Consider the following 18,834-nt stretch of genomic DNA (forward strand, 5'->3'; position numbering starts at 1 on the left):
CATGACTTTGGTTAGCCTAACCTAAGTCGAATGACTCTGTTCCCGCTCCGGATGTGACCGCGGTCACTTCCGCGCCGGGAAGTGATTGCATGTCAACTCGTATGCATCTGGGGCCTGTTCGCGCAGTTGTTCCTCTGTCAGCCAGCGACGCCGGCTTCCTCTGCGAGCCGGACGTACGGCCGCTCAGGGACGGGCCGAGCCGCCTCGTCCCCGCGACCTGAAGGGCGAAGAGACGGGGCGGCTACGGCGGTGGTCGCGTACGGCTCCGGGGGAGGAGGGTTCGGTGGGGGACGGTCAGCTGACCTTCCTGGCCTTCTCGATGGCCTCGGCGAGGCTCTCCACGAGGGGGGCGCACTTGTCGTAGGACAGGATCGGCTCGGCGGACCGCGCGATGACCTGACCGGCCTTGACCGCGGGGAGCTGCTTCCAGGTCCCCTCGGTGATGTCCGCGGGCTGGAGGGCCGAGGTGCGGTCGTCCATCATGATGATGTCGGCCCGGTACTTGTCGACGTTCTCCCAGCTCAGGCTCTCGAACCAGCCGCCGCCCTCGGCCTTGGCCTTCTCCGGCGGCTCGATGAACGTCACGCCGAGGGCCTTGAAGTACTCCAGGTCGACGGAGAGGTTGGTGCCGGAGACGTAGAAGATCTCCGGGCTCGCCGAACCGGCCATCACCTTGATGCCGGGGTTGGCCTTGACGGCCTTGCGCAGCCGCTCCGAGGCCTCCTCGAACCGCTTCTTCGCCTCGGTGGCCTTCGCCGCCTTCATGTCGCCGCCGAGGGACTCGGCCAGCTCCCACATCCGCTGCAGCGGGGCGGTCAGCTGACGGTCGTAGACGGAGATGCCGACGCTCGGGGCCAGCTTGGCGATCTTGTCCTTGGACGCCTCGGGGACGTACCAGAGGGTGCCCGCGTCGTCGAACATCGTGGAGATCAGGACGTCGGGCGCGAGCGTCGCGTACTTCTCGACGTTGAACTGGTCCCAGACGTTGCCGAGGACGGTCACCTTGCTGATGTCCATGTCGCCGGCCTGGACGTCCGCCTTGCCGTCCTTGGTCTCCGTCGGCCCGAAGACGCCCTTCACCTCGACGCCGTAGTCGTACAGCGCGGCGGCGACACCGGTGAACGCCACGATGTTCGCCGGGACCTTGTCGAGCTTCACCGTGGTGCCGCGGTCGTCCTTGAAGGACCACGGACCGGATGCGGTGTCGCCGGCACCCTTTTCCCCGGAGTCGCCGTCCTTCGCGTCCTCGCCCCCACAGGCGGTGAGCACGGCACCGAGACCGAGGGCGCCACCGGCGGTGAGCAGGCCCCGACGGGAGAAGCGGGCGGTTCTGGCGTTCGACATGGGGAGGTCTGCTTTCGTGCGTACGGAGCCGTCCTGGGCTGGGATCAGACTTAGGTTAGCCTAACCTGATGATCTGTCCAGGGGGCACCCGGCACGCATCTCCGCCCGCGCGGCCGGCATGCCCGGCCGGCGCCGTGACGCGCGTCACGTGAGCGGACCGGCGGCCCGCGTCACCGTGGACGCGGGCCGGGTGCGGTGGTTCAGCCCGTCAGGCCCAACTCCCGTGCGATCAGCATGCGTTGTACCTCGCTCGTGCCCTCGCCGATCTCCAGGATCTTCGAGTCGCGCCACATACGGGCCACCGGGTACTCGTTCATGAACCCGTAGCCGCCGTGGATCTGGGTCGCGTCACGGGCGTTGTCCACGGCGACCGTGGAGGAGTACAGCTTGGCCAGCGCCGCCTCCTTCTTGAAGGGCTCACCGGCGACCAGCCGGCTCGCCGCGTCCCGCCAGGCGAGGCGTGCCGTGTGGGCCTTCATCTCCATGTCGGCGATCTTGAACTGGATCGCCTGGTTCGCGCCGATCGGGCGGCCGAACGCGTGCCGCTCCCGGGCGTACTTCACCGACTCGTCCACACAGCCCTGCGCCAGACCCGTGCCCAGCGCGGCGATGGCGATGCGGCCCTCGTCCAGGATGCGCAGGAACTGCGCGTAGCCACGGCCCTCTTCACCCAGCAGGTTGGCGGCCGGGACCCGGACGTCGGCGAAGGACAGCTCCCGCGTGTCCGAGGCGTTCCAGCCGACCTTCGAGTACGGGGCCGCCACCGTGAAGCCCGGTGTGCCCGACGGGACGATGATCGCCGATATCAGCGGCCTGCCGTCCGGCGTGCGGCCGGTGACCGCCGTGACCGTGACCAGCCCGGTGATGTCCGTGCCCGAGTTGGTGATGAAGCACTTCGTGCCGTTGACGACCCACTCGTTCGTCGACTCGTCCAGCCGGGCCGTGGTACGGGTCGCGCCCGCGTCACTGCCGCCGTCCGGCTCGGTCAGGCCGAACGCGCCCAGGATCTCGCCCGAGCACAGCCGGGGCAGCCACGCGCGCTTCTGCTCCTCGGTGCCGAACAGGTGCAGCGGCATCGCTCCCAGCGAGACGCCCGCCTCCAGGGTGATGGCCACCGAGGAGTCGACCCGCGCCAACTCCTCCAGGGCCACGCCGAGGGCGAAGTAGTCGCCGCCCATGCCGCCGTACTCCTCCGGGAACGGCAGGCCGAACAGGCCCATACGGCCCATCTCCCGCACGATCTCGTACGGGAACTCGTGCCGCTCGTAGAAGTCACCGATCTTCGGCGCCACCACGTCGTGCGCGAACTCCTCCACCGTGCGGCGGAGTTCTTCCAGTTCGGGGGAGAGCTTGTGGTCCATGGTCGTTCACGACTCCTGGTGGGAGAGGGCTCGTACGGTGCGGGACGGGCTGGGTCGGCCCAGGTGGGCGGCCATCCAGACGCTTGTGGCGACCAGACGGCCGAGATCGATCCCGGTGTCGATGCCGAGGCCGCGCAGCATCCACACGAGGTCTTCGGTGGCGAGATTGCCGGTGGCGGACTTCGCGTACGGGCAGCCGCCCAGCCCGCCGGCCGAGGCGTCGACCGTGGTCACGCCCCGCTGGAGCGCGGCCAGGGTGTTGGCCAGCGCCTGGCCGTAGGTGTCGTGGAAGTGCACGGCCAGCACGGACACCGGGACGCCGACCTCGGTGAGGGCGTCGAGCAGGGCCGTGACATGGCCCGGGGTGGCCACCCCGATGGTGTCGCCCAGGCTCAGTTCGTCGCAGCCCATGTCCAGCAGGGCCCGGCACACCTTCACCACCTGGGCGACCGGGACCGTGCCCTCCCACGGGTCGCCGAAGCACATCGAGAGGTAGCCGCGGACGTGGACGTCCGCCGCCTTCGCCCGCCGCACCACCGGCTCGAACATCGCCAGCGCCTCGTCCACCGTGCGGTTGAGGTTGGCCTTGGCGAAGGACTCCGTGGCACTGGCGAACACCGCCACCCGCCGCGCGCCCAGCGCCAGCGCGCGGTCCAGCCCCCGCTCGTTGGGCACCAGGACCGGCAGCGACACCGGCAGGTCGGCGACGGCCGGGTACAGCTCCTCGGCGTCCGCCAGCTGGGGCACCCAGGTGGGGTGGACGAAGCTCGTCGCCTCGATCGTGGTCAGACCGGTGCCGGCCAGGCGGCGGACGAACTCCGCCTTGACGACGGTCGGCACGGTCGCCTTCTCGTTCTGCAGGCCGTCGCGGGCGCCCACCTCGTGGATCCGCACCCGCGCGGGCAGTCCCGCCGCCGGTACGGCCATGGGCAGGCCCAGTTCCCCAGGGTTCATGCCGTCTCCTCCTCCACGGGTGCGATCACGGCCAGCACCTGGTCCATGGCGACCGCGGTACCGGGGGCCACGTCCAGTTCGGTGACCGTGCCGGCGTGCGGGGCGGAGATGACGTGTTCCATCTTCATCGCCTCCACCACCAGCAGGCTCTGGCCCGCGGCCACCTCCTCGCCGACGGCGACCTTCACCACCGTCACCGTGCCCGGCATCGGCGCGGTCAGCGAGTCGGCGCCCGCCTGACCCGCCCGGGTGAGGGACGCGGCGACCGGGTCGTGGTCGCGCACATGCCAGGCGTCGCCGTCCCGGCCCAGCCAGGTGCCGTCCGCCACGGCGGCGAAGGTGTGGGTGACGCCGTCGAGCGCGCAGCTGAACCGGTGCCCGTCCACGGCTCCCGCGGCCGCCCGCAGCGGGGCGTCCGCCCCGGGAAGCAGCAGTTCCGTACCGCCGTCCGGGGTGCTGCGCACCCGCACGGTCACCGGGTCGTGGCCCGCCACCCGCAGGTGATGCGCGGTCCACGCCCGCTCGCCGCCCAGGCGCCAGCCGTCGGCCGCGGCGAACGGGTCGGCCCAGCCGGGCCCGCCGGCGGGTGCGAGGGAGGCCTGGCGCAGCAGCGCCGCCGCCGCGTACGTCTCCGCCGGCACCCCGTCCGGTACGAGGCCGTCCGCCGCACGCTCGACCAGCCCCGTGTCCAGCTCACCGGAGACCACCGCCGGATGCGCCAGCAGCCGCCGCAGAAAACCCGCGTTGGTCGGCACGCCCAGCGTCACCGTCTCCGCGAGCGCCGCCCGGAGCCTGCGCAGCGCGGTCGCCCGGTCGGGGCCGTACGCGATCACCTTGGACAGCATCGGGTCGTAGCGGCTGCCGACCTCCGTACCCTCGCTCAGCCCGGAGTCGGTGCGCACCCCGTCGCCACCCGGCTCGCGCAGCCGCAGCACCGTGCCTCCGGAGGGGAGGAAGCCCCGGGAAGGGTCCTCCGCGCAGATGCGGGCCTCCACCGCGTGCCCGGTCAGCCGGATGCCGTCCTGCCCGAACGCCAGCGGCTCACCGGCCGCCACCCGCACCTGCCACTCCACCAGGTCGAGCCCCGTGATCAGCTCGGTGACCGGGTGTTCCACCTGCAGGCGGGTGTTCATCTCCATGAAGTAGTACGAGGACGGGTCGGTGCCCGGGACGATGAACTCCACCGTGCCCGCGCCCCGGTAGCCGCAGGAGCGGGCCGCCTGGACCGCCGCCTCGCCCATCGCGGCCCGGGTCTCCTCGTCGAGGAGCACACTGGGCGCCTCCTCGATGATCTTCTGGTGGCGCCGCTGGAGCGAGCACTCACGTTCGCCCAGATGGATGACGCCCCCGTGGCCGTCGGCCAGCACCTGGATCTCGATGTGCCGGGGGCGGTCGATCCACCGCTCGACCAGCAGGGTGTCGTCACCGAAGGAGGCGCGGGCCTCGCGCCGCGCGGCGGCGATCTCGTCCGCCAGGGTCGCGGCGTCCCGCACCAGCCGCATGCCCTTGCCGCCACCGCCCGCGGACGGCTTCAGCAGCACCGGCACGCCGATCTCACGGGCGGCCTCGGCGAGCTGCTCGTCCGTCAGCCCGCTGCCGCTGGAGCCGGGCACGACCGGCACCCCGGCCGCCTTCACCGTCTCCTTCGCGCGGATCTTGTCGCCCATCAGAGCGATCGCTTCCGCCGGGGGCCCGATGAACACCAGCCCGGCCTCGGCGCACGCCCGCGCGAAGGCGGCGTTCTCGGCGAGGAATCCGTACCCGGGGTGGACCGCCTGCGCGCCGGTGCGGGCGGCGGCCTCGATCAGCCGCTCCACCGACAGATAGCTCTCCGAGGCGGCCGCCGGGCCGATCCGTACCGCCGTGTCGGCCTCCCGGACGTGCCGGGCGCCGGCGTCCGCGTCGGAGTACACGGCCACCGAGCGCACGCCCATCGACCGCAGGGTGCGGATGACGCGGACCGCGATCTCGCCCCGGTTGGCCACCAGCACCGTCTCGAACATCTGCTCAGTCATCGTCAGGGGTCCCCTCACATCCGGAAGACGCCGAACTGGGGATCACCCAGGGGCGCGTTGGCGCACGCGGTCAGAGCCAGGCCCAGTACCTGCCGGGTGTCCATCGGGTCGATCACGCCGTCGTCCCAGAGGCGGGCCGTCGCGTAGTAGGCGTTCCCCTGACGCTCGTACTGAGCGCGGATCGGGGCCTTGAAGGCGTCCTCGTCCTCGGCCGGCCACTCCTCGCCGCGCGCCTCCAGCTGGTCCCGCTTGACGGTCGCGAGGACGGAGGCGGCCTGCTCACCGCCCATCACCGAGATCTTGGCACCCGGCCACATCCACAGGAAGCGGGGGGAGTACGCCCGGCCGCACATCGAGTAGTTGCCCGCCCCGTACGACCCGCCGACCACCACCGTCAGCTTCGGTACGCGCGTGCAGGCGACCGCGGTGACCATCTTGGCGCCGTGCTTGGCGATGCCGCCCGCCTCGTAGTCCCGGCCGACCATGAAGCCCGAGATGTTCTGCAGGAACACCAGCGGGATGCCGCGCTGGTCGCACAGCTCGATGAAGTGGGCGCCCTTCTGGGCGGACTCGGAGAACAGGATGCCGTTGTTGGCGACGATCCCCACCGGGTGCCCGTGGATCCGCGCGAAGCCGGTGACCAGGGTCTGCCCGAACTCCGGCTTGAACTCCGCGAAACGGGAGCCGTCCACGACCCGCGCGACGACCTCGCGCACGTCATAGGGGGTGCGGGAGTCGACCGGCACCGCCCCGTACAGCCCGGCGGGGTCCACCTTGGGCTCGACGGCGGGCTCGACGGCCCAGGGGAGGGAGCCCCGCGCGGGGAGCGTCGAGACGATGGTGCGCACGATCCTGAGCGCGTGCGCGTCGTCCTCCGCGAGATGGTCGGTCACACCCGACACCCGCGCGTGGACCTCCCCGCCGCCCAGCTCCTCCGCCGTGACCACCTCGCCGGTCGCCGCCTTCACCAGGGGCGGGCCGCCGAGGAAGATCGTGCCCTGGTTGCGGACGATCACCGCCTCGTCGCTCATCGCCGGGACGTACGCCCCGCCCGCCGTGCACGAGCCGAGCACCGCCGCGATCTGCGGGATGCCGGCGCCGGACATCCGGGCCTGGTTGTAGAAGATCCGCCCGAAGTGGTCCCGGTCCGGGAACACCTCGTCCTGCATCGGCAGGAACGCGCCGCCGGAGTCCACCAGACAGACACAGGGGAGCCGGTTGTCGAGGGCCACCTCCTGCGCCCGCAGGTGCTTCTTCACCGTCATCGGGTAGTACGTACCGCCCTTGACGGTGGCGTCGTTGGCCACGACGACGCACTCACGGCCGGAGACCCGGCCGATGCCGGCGATCACGCCGGCCGCCGGGGCCTGCCCCTCGTACATCCCGTCGGCCGCCAGCGGGGCCAGCTCCAGGAAGGGCGAGCCGGGGTCGAGGAGCGTGTCCACGCGCTCGCGCGGGAGCAGCTTCCCCCGCGCGGTGTGCCGCGCCCGCGCCCGCTCACCGCCGCCGAGCGCCGCCGCGGCCAGCTTGCCGCGCAGCTCCTCGACGAGGGTGCGGTGCGCCTCCTCGTTGGCCCGAAAGGCCTCCGACGCGGGATCTGCCGCGCTGTGAAGCTCCGGTGCCTCATGCATCCTGCGGGTCCCCTCACCTTGTTAATGAGCGTTAACGCATTTCCTCCAGGTTAACGACCGCTAACCTCCCTGTCTAGAATCGTCCTCATGGCCACCAGAACCGACGCCCCCACCCGCCGCGAGCAGATCCTCAAGGAGGCCGCCCGGCTCTTCGCCGAGCGCGGGTTCCACGGCGTCGGGGTCGACGAGATAGGCGCCGCGGTCGGCATCAGCGGACCCGGGCTCTACCGGCACTTCCCGGGCAAGGACGCGATGCTCGCGGAGCTGTTGGTGGGGATCAGCGGCCAGTTGCTGACCGGGGCCAAGCGGCGTCTGCAGGAGGCCGGGGAGGTGTCGGCCCCCGAGGCGGTCCTCGACTCGCTGATCGAGGGGCACATCGACTTCGCGCTCGACGACCGTCCCCTCATCACCCTGCACGACCGTGAGCTGGACCGCCTCCCGGACAGCGACCGCAAGCTGGTCCGCCAGTTGCAGCGGCAGTACGTGGAGCTGTGGGTGGAGGTGGTGCGCGAGCTGTACCCGGAGCTGGCCGAGCCGGACGCCCGCTCGGCCGTGCACTCGGTGTTCGGCCTGCTCAACTCGACCCCGCACCTGACCCGCCCCGGCTCCCTGCCCGGCCGGGCCGGAACCGCCGAGCTGCTGCACCGGATGGCCCGGGGCGCCTTCGCCGCGGCGGGCGCGGGCCGGCCCACGGCGGGGTGACGAGCGTTACGGTCCCTGCGGTCCCTCCACCCTGGACGGCTGTGGATACTCGCCGGTATCTTGGATGAGCAAGCGCTTAGCCATGAGGGCCGCGGCCATTGGTCGAGGAACCCCGCGGCGAGCAACCACGTGCGCGAGAGCGGCGCCGGTCCAGGCGCGGAGAAGGGTGGCGGAAGTGCGCCGTACGGTTTTCAACGAGGATCACGAGGCGTTCCGGGAGACCATCCGCGCCTTCATCGAGGCCGAGGTCGTTCCCGTCTACGACGAGTGGTTCGCGGCGGGCCAGGCGCCGCGCGACTTCTACTACAAGCTCGGTGAGCTGGGCATCTTCGGCATCAGCGTGCCCGAGGAGTTCGGCGGCGCGGGCATGGACACCCACAAGTTCGAGGCCGTCCTCTACGAGGAGACCGCCCGCGCGGGCGTCCAGTTCGGCGGCTCAGGCGTGCACGTGCTGCTCGCCCTGCCCTACATCAAGATGCTCGCCACCGACGAGCAGAAGAAGCGCTTCCTGCCGAAGTTCGTCTCCGGCGAGGAGATGTGGGCCATCGCGATGACCGAGCCGGGCACCGGCTCCGACCTCGCGGGCATGAAGACCACCGCCAAGCTCAGCGAGGACGGCACCCACTACGTCCTCAACGGCGCCAAGACCTTCATCACCGGCGGCGTCCACGCCGACAAGGTGATCGTCTGCGCCCGCACCGCCGCCCCGACGGCCGAGGACCGCCGCCACGGCATCTCCCTGTTCGCCGTGGACACCAAGTCCGAGGGCTACTCGGTGGGCCGCAAGCTCGACAAGCTCGGCCTGAAGACCTCCGACACCGCCGAGCTGGCGTTCGTCGACGTCAAGGTGCCCGTCGAGGACCTGCTCGGCGAGGAGAACAAGGGCTTCTCCTACCTCGGCCACAACCTGGCCTCCGAGCGCTGGGGCATCGCCTTCGGCGCCTACGCGCAGGCCAAGGCCGCGGTCCGCTTCGCCAAGAGTTACGTGCAGGAGCGCACCGTCTTCGGCAAGCCGGTCGCCCACTTCCAGAACACCAAGTTCGAGCTGGCCGCCTGCCAGGCCGAGGTGGACGCCGCCGAGGCCGTCGCCGACCGCGCCACCGAGGCCCTGGACGCCGGCGAACTCACCCCCGCCGAGGCCGCCGGCGCCAAGTTGTTCTGCACCGAGGTCGCCCACCGTGTCATCGACCGCTGCCTCCAGCTGCACGGCGGCTACGGCTACATGAACGAGTACCCGATCGCCCGCCTGTACGCGGACAACCGGGTCAACCGCATCTACGGCGGCACCAGCGAGATCATGAAGTCGATCATCGCCAAGGACATGGGCCTCTGAGGCCCCGGACATCCTGCCCCATGCAACTGGTTCCATGAGCACGGCACTCCAGGAGCTCCTCGATCTGCTCGACCTCGAGCAGATCGAGGAGAACATCTTCCGCGGCCAGTCCCGCGCCTCCGCCGTCCCCCGCGTCTTCGGGGGGCAGGTGGCGGCGCAGGCACTGGTCGCCGCGGGGCGCACCGTCCCCGCGAACCGGCCCGCCCACTCGCTGCACGCGTACTTCCTGCGCATCGGTGACCCCGGCGCGCCCATCGTCTACACCGTCGACCGGATCCGGGACGGCCGCTCCTTCACCACGCGGCGCGTGGTGGCGGTCCAGCACGGAAAGCCGATCTTCCACCTCTCGGCGTCCTTCCAGGCGTACGAGGAGGGCCTCGACCACCAGGCCCCGATGCCGCCCGCACCGGACCCGGAGACACTGCCGACCTCCGAGGAGCGGCTGCGCGGCTACCCGCACCTCGCCCCCGAGATCGTGCACCGCTACCTCGGCGCCCGCGCGGCGGTCGACCTGCGCTACGTCGACGACCCTCCCTACGGCCGCTTCGGCGAGCCGCGCGAACCGCACTCCCAGGTCTGGTTCCGCACCAACGGCAAGCTCGACAGCGACGACCCCCTGCTGCACGTCGTCCTCGCCACGTACGTCTCCGACATGACGCTCCTCGACTCCATCCTCCTCGCCCACGGGCGCGGCGGCTGGGCCGTCGGCGATGTCGTCGGCGCGTCCCTGGACCACGCGATGTGGTTCCACCGCCCGTTCCGCGCCGACGAGTGGCTGCTGTACGACCAGCAGTCCCCGTCGGCCCACGGCGGCCGGGGCCTGGGTCAGGCCCGCATCTACACCCAGGACGGCAGGCTCGCGGTCTCGGTCATTCAGGAGGGAGTGGTCCGCGTTCCGCGCTCCTGAGCCGGCGCCGGACGTTCTCCGCCCTCCAGGGTGCGCGGAAGCGGTGTCCGCGCGCGTCCCGCGCGGACACCACGTCCGGCTCGCGTCCCGGTCGACCGTTCCATGCCGGAGGTGTACGCGCTGGTCAGCGGTCGTTCCAGCGTTCCGGCGTCCCGTACTGGGCGTTCGAGGTGGCGGGTGGGACGGATCACGGCACACGCTGCGGTCGTCCCCGGCAGCCCGCCGGACGATCCACCACGGAACACCCTGGAGAACACCGTGCGTTCACGCTTCGCCACCCGCTCCACCCGCTCCACCCGCTCCGCCCGCTTCGCCCTGGCCGCCGTCGCCGCACTCGCCCTCGGTGGCGCCGCCACCGCCACGGCCACCGCCGACAGCGGCGGCTCCACCACCCGGCCCTGCGCGACCAGCGACCTGAACTTCAAGGTCACGACCAAGACGCAGGCGGGCGGCTACTACCTGGTCACCGCCAAGGCCAAGCGCGGCATCGTCTGCCACCTGGAGGGTGTGTTCCCCTCCGCCTCCTTCGGCTCCTCCCCCCACACCGCGGTCTCGCCCGCCGAGCACAGCGTCAGCGACGACGTCGTCCTCGGCGGCTCCACCGCCGCTTACGCCGGCATCAGCCCCAAGAGCACCAACAACAACAACGGCATCCAGTTCAACCGGCTCCACCTCTCGGTCGCCGGTGACGAGGAGAACGCCGTCACGCTCCGCCTCCCCGACACCGCCACGGTCGACCGGCCCATCGCCACCAACTGGCACGCCGACGCCGCCGACGCCGTTCCGTTCATCAACTGACCCGCGCGTCCACCAGCCGCCCTCGTCGGCCGCGGGGTTCCCCCGCCCCCGGCCGACGAGGGCGTTTCACTGCGCCAGACCGGCCTCCGCCAACAGGTACGCCGTCATCGGGTCGTAGTGGCGGGGGCTGGTGACGTGGTCGTCCAGGGGAACCGTGACCTGGACGGTGCCCTCGGACTCGGCGAGGAACAGGGCCGGGTCGTTGCAGTCGGCGTAGCCGACGGAGTCCACGCCGTACTGGCCCGCGGCGCCCGCCCATCCGTGGTCGGCGACGACCAGGTCGGGCAGCGGGCGGCCCTCACGCTCCAGAGCGGTCAGGATGGCCTTCATCGGCTCCCCGGAGTGGGTGTGCCACAGCGTGGCACCGTGCTCCAGCACCGCCACGTCTGCGAACTGCATCACGTACCCCTCGTCCGTGGTCAGCCCCTCCGGGATGACCACGATCCCGCAGCCGGCCGCCCGCAGTGCCGCCGCCGTCGCGCGGTGCACGTCAAGGAGTCCGCCCGGGTGGCCGGTGGCGAACAGCACCCGCTGCCGACCCTCCGCCGCCTTGCGCAGCCGCCCGGCCATGCGTTCCAGGCCGGACACCGTCAGCTCCGGGTCGATGGTGTCCTGCCCGTACCGGTGCTCGGCGTCGTCGCTGACGCCGACCCGCTCCGCCATCACCGCGAGCACGTCCTGCTCATCGGTCCAGCGGTCGCCGAGGTCCAGGCCGAGCCAGAAGTGGCGGTCGCCGTTCGCCAGCTTGCGGTAGTGGGAGAGGTTGTTCTCGCGCGGCGTGGCGACATCGCCCGCGATGCGGGTGGCGACCAGGTGTTCGACGAGTTCGGCGCGGCTGGGTGTCCCGGGTATCGGCATGCCTCCCATTGTGGAGCAGCGCCCTGTGGGCGTCCCTGGCGTATCGCGCGCTGGGATGTGCGTCACGTACTCACGTGACTCCGTACGGATACTCAGCACCGGTCCACCGGGGGGCTTCAGGTGTCCCGCAGCGCGAACCACAGCTCCATCCGTACGTCCGGGTCGTCCAGATCGGCCTCCAGCAGCGCCGCGCACCGCGCGATGCGCTGCCGCACGGTGTTGCGGTGCACGGACAACGCCACCGCCGTACGGTCCCAACTGCCGTGCAGGGACAGCCAGGTGCGCAAGGTGTCGGTGAGGGCGGGCGCGGCCGCTATCGGCGCGAGCAGCGCACGGGCGTGGGCGTCCGCGTCCCGCGGCGGGACGAGGTCGGTGAGGGCGGGGCGGTCGCCGTGCCGGACCAGCGGTGCGCGGGTGGCGCGGGCCCGGGCCAGGGCGCGGGCGGCCCGGGTCTCCGCGGCGGGCCAGTCGGGCGGGGCGGCGGCCGGGCTGACGCCGAGGGTCCAGCCGGGCAGCGGCTCGACCGTCCGGTCGGCCGGGATCAGCACGCGGACGACCTCACCGGCCGGGTCCACCAGGGACGACCCGAGGGCCGTGCCCAGGGCGGAGGCGGCGAGGGCGTCGGGTGCCGCGGGGCCGTCCGGCCGGGCGTGGACGACCCGAAGCCGCCCGGCGCCGAGCAGGGGCGCCACGTCCTCGGGCGCCGCGCCCAGCAGCAGGCGTACCAGGGCCGAGGAGCGGGCCGTGCCGGTGGGGCCGTGCCGGTCGCCGGTGAGGAGGGAGAGCAGGACGGCGGCGACGGAGGCGATGGTGTGGTCGCCGGGGGAGCGCCGCGGTGAGGCCACGCCGAGGACGCATCCGCGTCCGCGTCCGGGGCCGAGGGCGTAGGCGGCGAGGTGGGTGCCGGTGACGGTGTCACTGGCGGAGGCGGGGACGGGTGCGCGCGTACGTGTCCCGTGCCGGGGTTCGCCGGGTGCCGCCGCGCCCCTGCCGCCCGTCTCCGGCGGGGTGTCGCCGTCCGCCGGGGCGGGGTGGACCACCTTGGCCAGGTCGGCCAGGGCCTGCCGCGCGTCGAAGGGCGGGGGCGTTCCCGACGCGGCGATCTCGGTGGTGTCCGGGGCGAGGAGGACGGCCCAGCCGCCGAGCCGCCGGGCCAGTTGGTGGAGCACCGGGCGGACCGGGTCCGGGTGGGCCGCTGCCGTGGCGAGGCTCTGCTGGGCCTCCGCGACCCGGCGCAGCTCCGCCGTGCGTTCCCGCTCCATCAACTGCCAGACCGCCCGCGCCACCCCCGAGAACGTGGTCCGGGGCGGCACCTCCAGCAGCGGCAGCCCGTGCATGTCGCACGCCTCCGCCAGCGCCGCGGGTACCGTCTCGTGGACCGGCGCCAGGCCGAAACCGAGTGCCGCGCCGCCCGCCGCCACGATCCGGGAGACGTAGGCGTCGAAGTACCCGGGACCGGCCCCGTCCGGGATGTGCACACCCGCCGACAGCAGCAGCTCCCCGCCCAGCAGATAGGGGTACGGGTCCGCCATCTCCGACGCCTGCGCCCAGCGGACGACGGTGCCGGGGTCGTCCGGTCCGGCGATCCGGCGCAGGCCGAGGTCCTCGCGCGCCAGCAGCGCGTCCAGGCGCACGGGCGGCGTCGGCGGAACCACGGGATCCGGCATCGACATGCTGGACACTTCCTCCACTCCTCGCGACGGGAATGGATGAAACGTACACTTCGCAGGTGCTTTCCGCCCCCTTAGGGTCGGAACGTACGCACGGTGCAGAGCAGGAAGAAGGCAGTACGCCCATGAGCGGTAACGAGACGCCCCGCGGCCCCGTCGACTCCTCGCGCGTCCCGCGGTACGCAGGGCCCGCCACCTTCGCCCGGCTGCCCCGGCTCGACGAGGTGGGCCGCGCCGATGTCGCCGTGGTGGGCGTGCCGTTCGACTCGGGCGTCTCCTACCGGCCCGGCGCCCGCTTCGGCGGCAACGCCATCCGCGAGGCGTCCCGGCTGCTGCGCCCCTACAACCCCGCGCAGGACGCCTCCCCCTTCGCCCTCGCCCAGGTCGCGGACGGCGGTGACATCGCCGTGAACCCGTTCGACATCAACGAGGCCGTGGAGACGGTCGAGGCCGCCGCCGACGAGCTGCTCGGCACCGGCGCCCGCCTGATGACCCTCGGCGGCGACCACACCATCGCCCTGCCGCTGCTCCGTTCGGTGGCGAAGAAGCACGGCCCGGTCGCCCTGCTCCACTTCGACGCCCACCTCGACACCTGGGACACCTACTTCGGCGCCGAGTACACCCACGGCACCCCGTTCCGCCGGGCCGTGGAGGAGGGCATCCTCGACACCTCCGCCCTCTCCCACGTCGGGACGCGCGGCCCGCTGTACGGCAGGCAGGACCTCACCGACGACGAGAAGATGGGCTTCGGCATCGTCACCTCCGCCGACGTCTACCGGCGCGGCGCCGACGAGGTCGCCGACCAGCTCCGCCAGCGCGTCGGTGACCGCCCGCTGTACATCTCCATCGACATCGACTGCCTGGACCCCGCCCACGCCCCCGGCACCGGCACCCCCGAGGCCGGCGGCATGACCTCCCGTGAGGTCCTGGAGATCCTGCGCGGACTCGCCTCCTGCAACCTGGTCTCGGCGGACGTCGTCGAGGTGGCGCCCGCGTACGATCACGCCGAGATCACCTCGGTCGCCGCGTCCCACACCGCGTACGAGCTGACCACGATCATGTCCCGCCGGATTGCGGAGGCCCGCGCGCAGTGACCCACGACCACGACCTGGTGCTCCGCCCGACCGCCGCGCAGACGGATGCCGCGCTGAATCCTCCCCCCGGCCGCACCGGCGGGGACCTGGTCGTGGAGACCCTGGCCGGGCTCGGCGCGGCCACCGTCTTCGGCCTGCCCGGCCAGCACGCCCTCGGCATGTTCGACGCCCTGCGCCGCTCCGGCCTGCGCCACATCGGCCTGCGGATGGAGAACAACGCCGGGTTCGCGGCGGACGCGTACGGCCGGATCACCGGCGAGGCGGCCCCGCTGCTGCTGTCGACCGGGCCGGGCGCCCTGACCTCGCTGCCCGCGCTCCAGGAGGCGGCGGCCGCCTCCGCCCCCGTGCTGGCGATCAGCAGCCAGATCCCGACGCCGGGCCTCGGTGGCGGCCGCCACGGCTACCTGCACGAACTCCCCGACCAGTCGGCCTCGTTCCGTGGTGTGGTCAAGTCCGTCCACACGGTGCGTACGGCGTCCCAGATCCCCTCGGCGATCGCGGCGGCGTGGAAGTCGGCGCTGACCGTCCCGCACGGACCGGTGTGGGTGGAGATCCCGCAGGACGTGCTGCTCGCCCGGACGGTGCTGCCGGTGGTGACAGCGATGGACGCCACCCCGGACGAGCTGCCCCCGCGTCCCGAACTCACCGCCCTCGCCGCCCACTTGCTGGCCGGCGCCGACCGTCCGGCGATCATCGCGGGCGGGGGAGTGGTCCGCTCCGACGCCTCCGGCAAGCTGAGGCGGCTCGCCGAGCGGATCCAGGCCCCGGTGGTCACCACCCCGGGCGGCAAGGGCGCCTTCCCCTGGACGCACCCGCTCTCACTCCAGTCCTGGCTGGAGGACCGCCACACCACCGACTTCCTGGAAGACGCCGACGTGCTCCTCGTCGTCGGCTCCGGACTCGGCGAACTCTCCTCCAACTACCACACCTTCAGGCCCCACGGCCGGGTCATCCAGATCGAGGCCGACCTCGGCAAACTGGAGTCCAACCATCCGGGCCTCGGCATCCACGCGGACGCCCGCCTCGCCCTCCAGGCGCTCCTGGAGACGGTGGAACCGCGCGAGGACGCGACCGCCCCGGAGCGGGTACAGGATCTGCTCCGCCGCGTACGCGAACGAATCGCCGCGCAGGAACTCACCCTGGAACAGCAGGTCCTATCGGCCGTCCGCCGCGCCCTGCCCACCGGCTCGCCGTCCTTCTGGGACATGACGATCCTGGCCTACTGGGCCTGGTCCGCGTTTGACGCCATGGGCCCCAACCACCTGCACTCCGCCCAGGGCGCCGGCGGCCTCGGCTACGGCTTCCCGGCCGCCCTCGGCGCGGCGGTCGCCGACCCCACCCGCCCGGTCCTCGCGGTCTCGGGAGACGGCGGCGCCCTGTACTCGATCGCCGAACTCGCCACCGCCCGCCAGCACGACCTGGACGTCACCTGGCTGATCGTCGACGACGGCGGCTACGGCATCCTCCGCGAGTACATGACCGACGCCTTCGGCGAGCCCACGGCGACGGACCTGACCCGCCCCGACTTCGTGGCCCTGGCGGAGTCCTTCGGAGTCCCGGGCCTGCGCACCACCCCCGAGACCCTTGAGCAGGACCTCGCGAAGGCCCTGTCCACCCCGGGCCCCTCGGTCGTCGTCCTCCCCGCCGTCCTGCGGATGTTCGCGCCGACGCACCTGGGCTGAGCGGGGCGCTCGGGGCGCGTATCGAAAGTAGGTCCTGAGCTGTGAATGATGTCGGTTGACGCACTCCACGGTGACCGGGCCGGGAGCGGCGGGCAGCGGCTCGAACACGCGACCCGCTGGCCCGGGCCGCGCTTGCTCAGTTTGGTGGGGCTTCCCGCGATGAGGGGCGTTCAGGCGCGCACCAGCGGCAGCAGGGTCTCCAGCACGGCGGTCACTTCGTCGGCGTCGTCGCCCGTCACCTGTGCCTGTGCCACCGTGCGCCTTCCGGTCATTGGCCCCTTCGGGCGATCACGGTAGCGGCATCCAATCCAGTCTGATGGGCGCCTTGGGAGGGGCGCACGCGAAGCGGGCGTACGCCAAGGGCGGGCTGCCGCTTGAGCGATGGGCATATTCCGCCGCAGACGTCCGCCCTGGTATGTAAGGGTGGTGATGACCGTGCCGGACCGGATCGGACACGTCACTTGAACTTGTTACTCATGCACGCCGCCTCGATGGGACAGATTGTCGCGGGCCCCGGCCGTGCCGCCGGCTCCACGCTGTTCGGCCCACGAGAAGCACGACGGCCGCGACCGAGAGTGCGCGAACCGAAACCCACACCATTTCGACGACCTGGCCTTGCGATTCGCCCACCTTCATTGTTAGTCGCAGGGATGCCTCGGCGAAGGCAATCACCGGTATAAGCAGGCGGAACCCGAGACCGCCGATGCCGGGCGTTCTTGCCGAACTCCCCAGGAACCCAATGGGTGCACCGACGACGAAAGCAGCTACGCTCCAGAGCAAGGCTCTGGAGATAAGACCGTCCCCCGCACCAGAGATGAGATGTCCTCCGGGCGGAATGTTGGGACTCAGAAACTTGAAAAGGTAATAGACGGCTACGCCCACGACCAGGGCTGAAGATGACAGCAGTGATGCCTCAATCCTTGACCGCCGGGAGTAGCCGACCAGGAAAGCGAAGCCTGCCCACGACCATCCCACGGAAAAAACGAGGCCTACCGCCTGGAGAGCCGGGTTGTCGAATTTACTTGCGAATGGGCCGACTATGCCGAGCATTGCGCCTGCCCCGAGGGCTGTCGCTATAGGGACAACGCGTGAACGCGTAGATGGTGCGGTTGTCATGACCCTATTTCTTTGGTCAGTCTCCCGGGGGGAGATTCCGTCCGCGGCGTTCGGCGCCGGGGGCGGAGAGGGCTAGTACTTGGCGTAGTAGGTCTCGCACACGTACGCCGCGCCCGCGGTCATGTTGGCGTAGGACCACCTACCCGCGACTTCCACCGACTTGTTCGACCCCCCCTGCCAACTTCACGGTCGACCCATGCATCACCGAGGGGTGGTAGTAGTTCGAGTAGCAGTACTGGCCGTCGGTAGTGTAGTTCTTCCCGTAGCTCCATTTGCCGCCACCGATGTTGAGGACGGTCTGCGCCGTGAAGTCTCCCGTGGCGTCCGTGATTGTCGCTACGCCCCATTCTGCGGGGTCTCCCAGTTCCGCGGGCGGCTGGGTGCCGTCACCTCGAGTGTGAATCTCCACGGTGATGGTGTCAGAGGCCAGAACCGGCGCGTTGTGCGCAGTGGCCGGGGCGGCAAGGACGCCAACGGTCAGGAGCCCACCCGCGACAGCGAAAGCCGCAGACTTTGCCGAAGTTCTTCATGTGATTCCCCTCCCTAATGGCCCCGTCCCCCGGGGCTCCAGATGATCTTCCCCTGACCTGCACATCCTGACAAAGAGGGAGTCAAGTAATTGGCTGAAAATGGTGCCGCCTGATATGTGGGATTTATATACTCATTTAGTGCTTGGTAGGCTCTTTCAAAGTGGCCACTGATCGGGTGACCGGCTGGTGTCCCGCAACTCATGAGGCTCTTGTGCCGTTGAGAGAGATATTGACGTCTCAACTCATCAGCGCAGGAGGGACTGCTGTACGGATAAGTGACACCTGACCTGGCTTGCTGAGAGCGGCCTGGAAGGAGTTGCAGTGCCCATGCCGTATCCGAAGGAGTTCCGCGAGGACGCCGTGCGGGTAGCGTGCCCGGCGGGTCAGCAGCCGCCTGGACCCACCCCGTCGATCCGGCCGCCGAAGTCGCCGAGGTAGTGGGAACGCAAGTCGCCGTTGAAGACGTCCCGCTTTTCGACGGGCTGCCATTTGACGAAGCAGGCCCGGGTGCTCGCGACGAACGAGCCGACGTGGTCGTGGAGGCCCGGCGGCATGTCGCGGTACCCACTGCCGGCGGGCCACGGCCGATCGACCGCTGCCTGGGGCCCACACCACCTGATGGGGCGAACCCGAGGCTCGACGGCGCACTCCCGGCCGAGCACCGACCCCCACTGCGCGGGGGAGCGGAGGGCTCGTGACACCGGCGCCTGGCCCTCGGACCGCTCTCCCCGCTCCGGGGGAGTGGCGTGTGCGATGTCGATCACTCGATCGGCTGCGGAAGGGATCGTGCCGACGGTATGTTCCGTGAGGTCGCGGGCTTCCCGGCCGGGCCGTCGTCC

15 protein-coding genes are annotated in these 18,834 nt (G+C 71.3%); 6 read left to right on the plus strand and 9 right to left on the minus strand.

The features are described 5' to 3' along the window. Positions 1-294: 294 nt before the first annotated feature. The 5 genes from ACIF9R_RS30720 to ACIF9R_RS30740 all read right to left on the minus strand — a co-directional run bounded on the left by ACIF9R_RS30720 (position 295) and on the right by ACIF9R_RS30740 (position 7,305). On the minus strand, positions 295-1,344 hold the full coding sequence (locus ACIF9R_RS30720) for an ABC transporter substrate-binding protein (RefSeq protein ID WP_399985666.1): 1,050 nt from the start codon (positions 1,342-1,344) through the stop codon (positions 295-297). Between the two features lie 200 nt (positions 1,345-1,544). Further along, a complete protein-coding gene (locus tag ACIF9R_RS30725) occupies positions 1,545-2,705 on the minus strand; it encodes an acyl-CoA dehydrogenase family protein (protein ID WP_399985667.1) in 1,161 nt (386 codons plus the stop codon). 6 nt (positions 2,706-2,711) lie between these two features. Continuing rightward, on the minus strand, positions 2,712-3,659 hold the full coding sequence (locus tag ACIF9R_RS30730) for a hydroxymethylglutaryl-CoA lyase (RefSeq protein ID WP_399985668.1): 948 nt from the start codon (positions 3,657-3,659) through the stop codon (positions 2,712-2,714). Further along, positions 3,656-5,662 (minus strand): acetyl-CoA carboxylase biotin carboxylase subunit, encoded by a 2,007-nt coding sequence (locus ACIF9R_RS30735; RefSeq protein ID WP_399985700.1) that lies wholly within the window; start codon positions 5,660-5,662, stop codon positions 3,656-3,658. Before ACIF9R_RS30735 ends, ACIF9R_RS30730 begins: the two co-directional genes overlap by 4 nt. Positions 5,663-5,688: 26 nt before the next feature. Continuing rightward, positions 5,689-7,305: a carboxyl transferase domain-containing protein gene (locus ACIF9R_RS30740; protein ID WP_399985669.1), complete on the minus strand. Its 1,617-nt coding sequence runs from the start codon at positions 7,303-7,305 to the stop codon at positions 5,689-5,691. A gap of 87 nt (positions 7,306-7,392) precedes the next feature. On the opposite strand from ACIF9R_RS30740, the gene ACIF9R_RS30745 reads away from it, so the two are divergent. The 4 genes from ACIF9R_RS30745 (at position 7,393) to ACIF9R_RS30760 (ending at position 11,045) form a co-directional block, all read left to right on the plus strand. Continuing rightward, positions 7,393-8,007 (plus strand): TetR/AcrR family transcriptional regulator, encoded by a 615-nt coding sequence (locus tag ACIF9R_RS30745; protein ID WP_399985670.1) that lies wholly within the window; start codon positions 7,393-7,395, stop codon positions 8,005-8,007. 175 nt (positions 8,008-8,182) lie between these two features. Next, positions 8,183-9,340 (plus strand): acyl-CoA dehydrogenase family protein, encoded by a 1,158-nt coding sequence (locus ACIF9R_RS30750; protein WP_399985671.1) that lies wholly within the window; start codon positions 8,183-8,185, stop codon positions 9,338-9,340. Positions 9,341-9,374: 34 nt separating this feature from the next. Then, entirely contained in the window at positions 9,375-10,247 is an 873-nt protein-coding gene (locus ACIF9R_RS30755) for an acyl-CoA thioesterase (RefSeq protein WP_399985672.1), read from the plus strand. Positions 10,248-10,424: 177 nt separating this feature from the next. Further along, positions 10,425-11,045, plus strand: coding sequence for a DUF4232 domain-containing protein (locus tag ACIF9R_RS30760; protein WP_399985673.1), 621 nt, complete (start codon positions 10,425-10,427; stop codon positions 11,043-11,045). Between the two features lie 66 nt (positions 11,046-11,111). Here the strand turns inward: ACIF9R_RS30760 and ACIF9R_RS30765 are convergent, their stop codons facing one another. Both ACIF9R_RS30765 and ACIF9R_RS30770 read right to left on the minus strand, forming a co-directional pair. Then, the gene (locus ACIF9R_RS30765; protein ID WP_399985674.1) at positions 11,112-11,903 is read right to left on the minus strand and encodes a phosphatase; all 792 of its coding nucleotides are present in this window, start codon (positions 11,901-11,903) and stop codon (positions 11,112-11,114) included. 116 nt (positions 11,904-12,019) lie between these two features. Beyond that, on the minus strand, positions 12,020-13,570 hold the full coding sequence (locus ACIF9R_RS30770; protein ID WP_399985701.1) for a PucR family transcriptional regulator ligand-binding domain-containing protein: 1,551 nt from the start codon (positions 13,568-13,570) through the stop codon (positions 12,020-12,022). Positions 13,571-13,698: 128 nt separating this feature from the next. On the opposite strand from ACIF9R_RS30770, the gene speB reads away from it, so the two are divergent. Both speB and ACIF9R_RS30780 read left to right on the plus strand, forming a co-directional pair. After that, a complete protein-coding gene (speB, locus tag ACIF9R_RS30775; RefSeq protein WP_399985675.1) occupies positions 13,699-14,667 on the plus strand; it encodes an agmatinase in 969 nt (322 codons plus the stop codon). Next, positions 14,664-16,349, plus strand: a complete 1,686-nt coding sequence (locus ACIF9R_RS30780; RefSeq protein WP_399985676.1) for a thiamine pyrophosphate-binding protein — start codon at positions 14,664-14,666, stop codon at positions 16,347-16,349. Before speB ends, ACIF9R_RS30780 begins: the two co-directional genes overlap by 4 nt. Before the next feature lie 1,255 nt (positions 16,350-17,604). Here ACIF9R_RS30780 and ACIF9R_RS30785 read toward each other — a convergent pair. Further along, positions 17,605-17,874: a lactococcin 972 family bacteriocin gene (locus ACIF9R_RS30785; RefSeq protein ID WP_399985677.1), complete on the minus strand. Its 270-nt coding sequence runs from the start codon at positions 17,872-17,874 to the stop codon at positions 17,605-17,607. Between the two features lie 504 nt (positions 17,875-18,378). Beyond that, a complete protein-coding gene (locus ACIF9R_RS30790; RefSeq protein WP_399985678.1) occupies positions 18,379-18,549 on the minus strand; it encodes a hypothetical protein in 171 nt (56 codons plus the stop codon). Positions 18,550-18,834 lie beyond the last annotated feature (285 nt).

Origin of the sequence: Streptomyces sp. NPDC086080, from assembly GCF_044540255.1 — a bacterium.
Classification (GTDB): Bacteria; Actinomycetota; Actinomycetes; order Streptomycetales; family Streptomycetaceae; genus Streptomyces.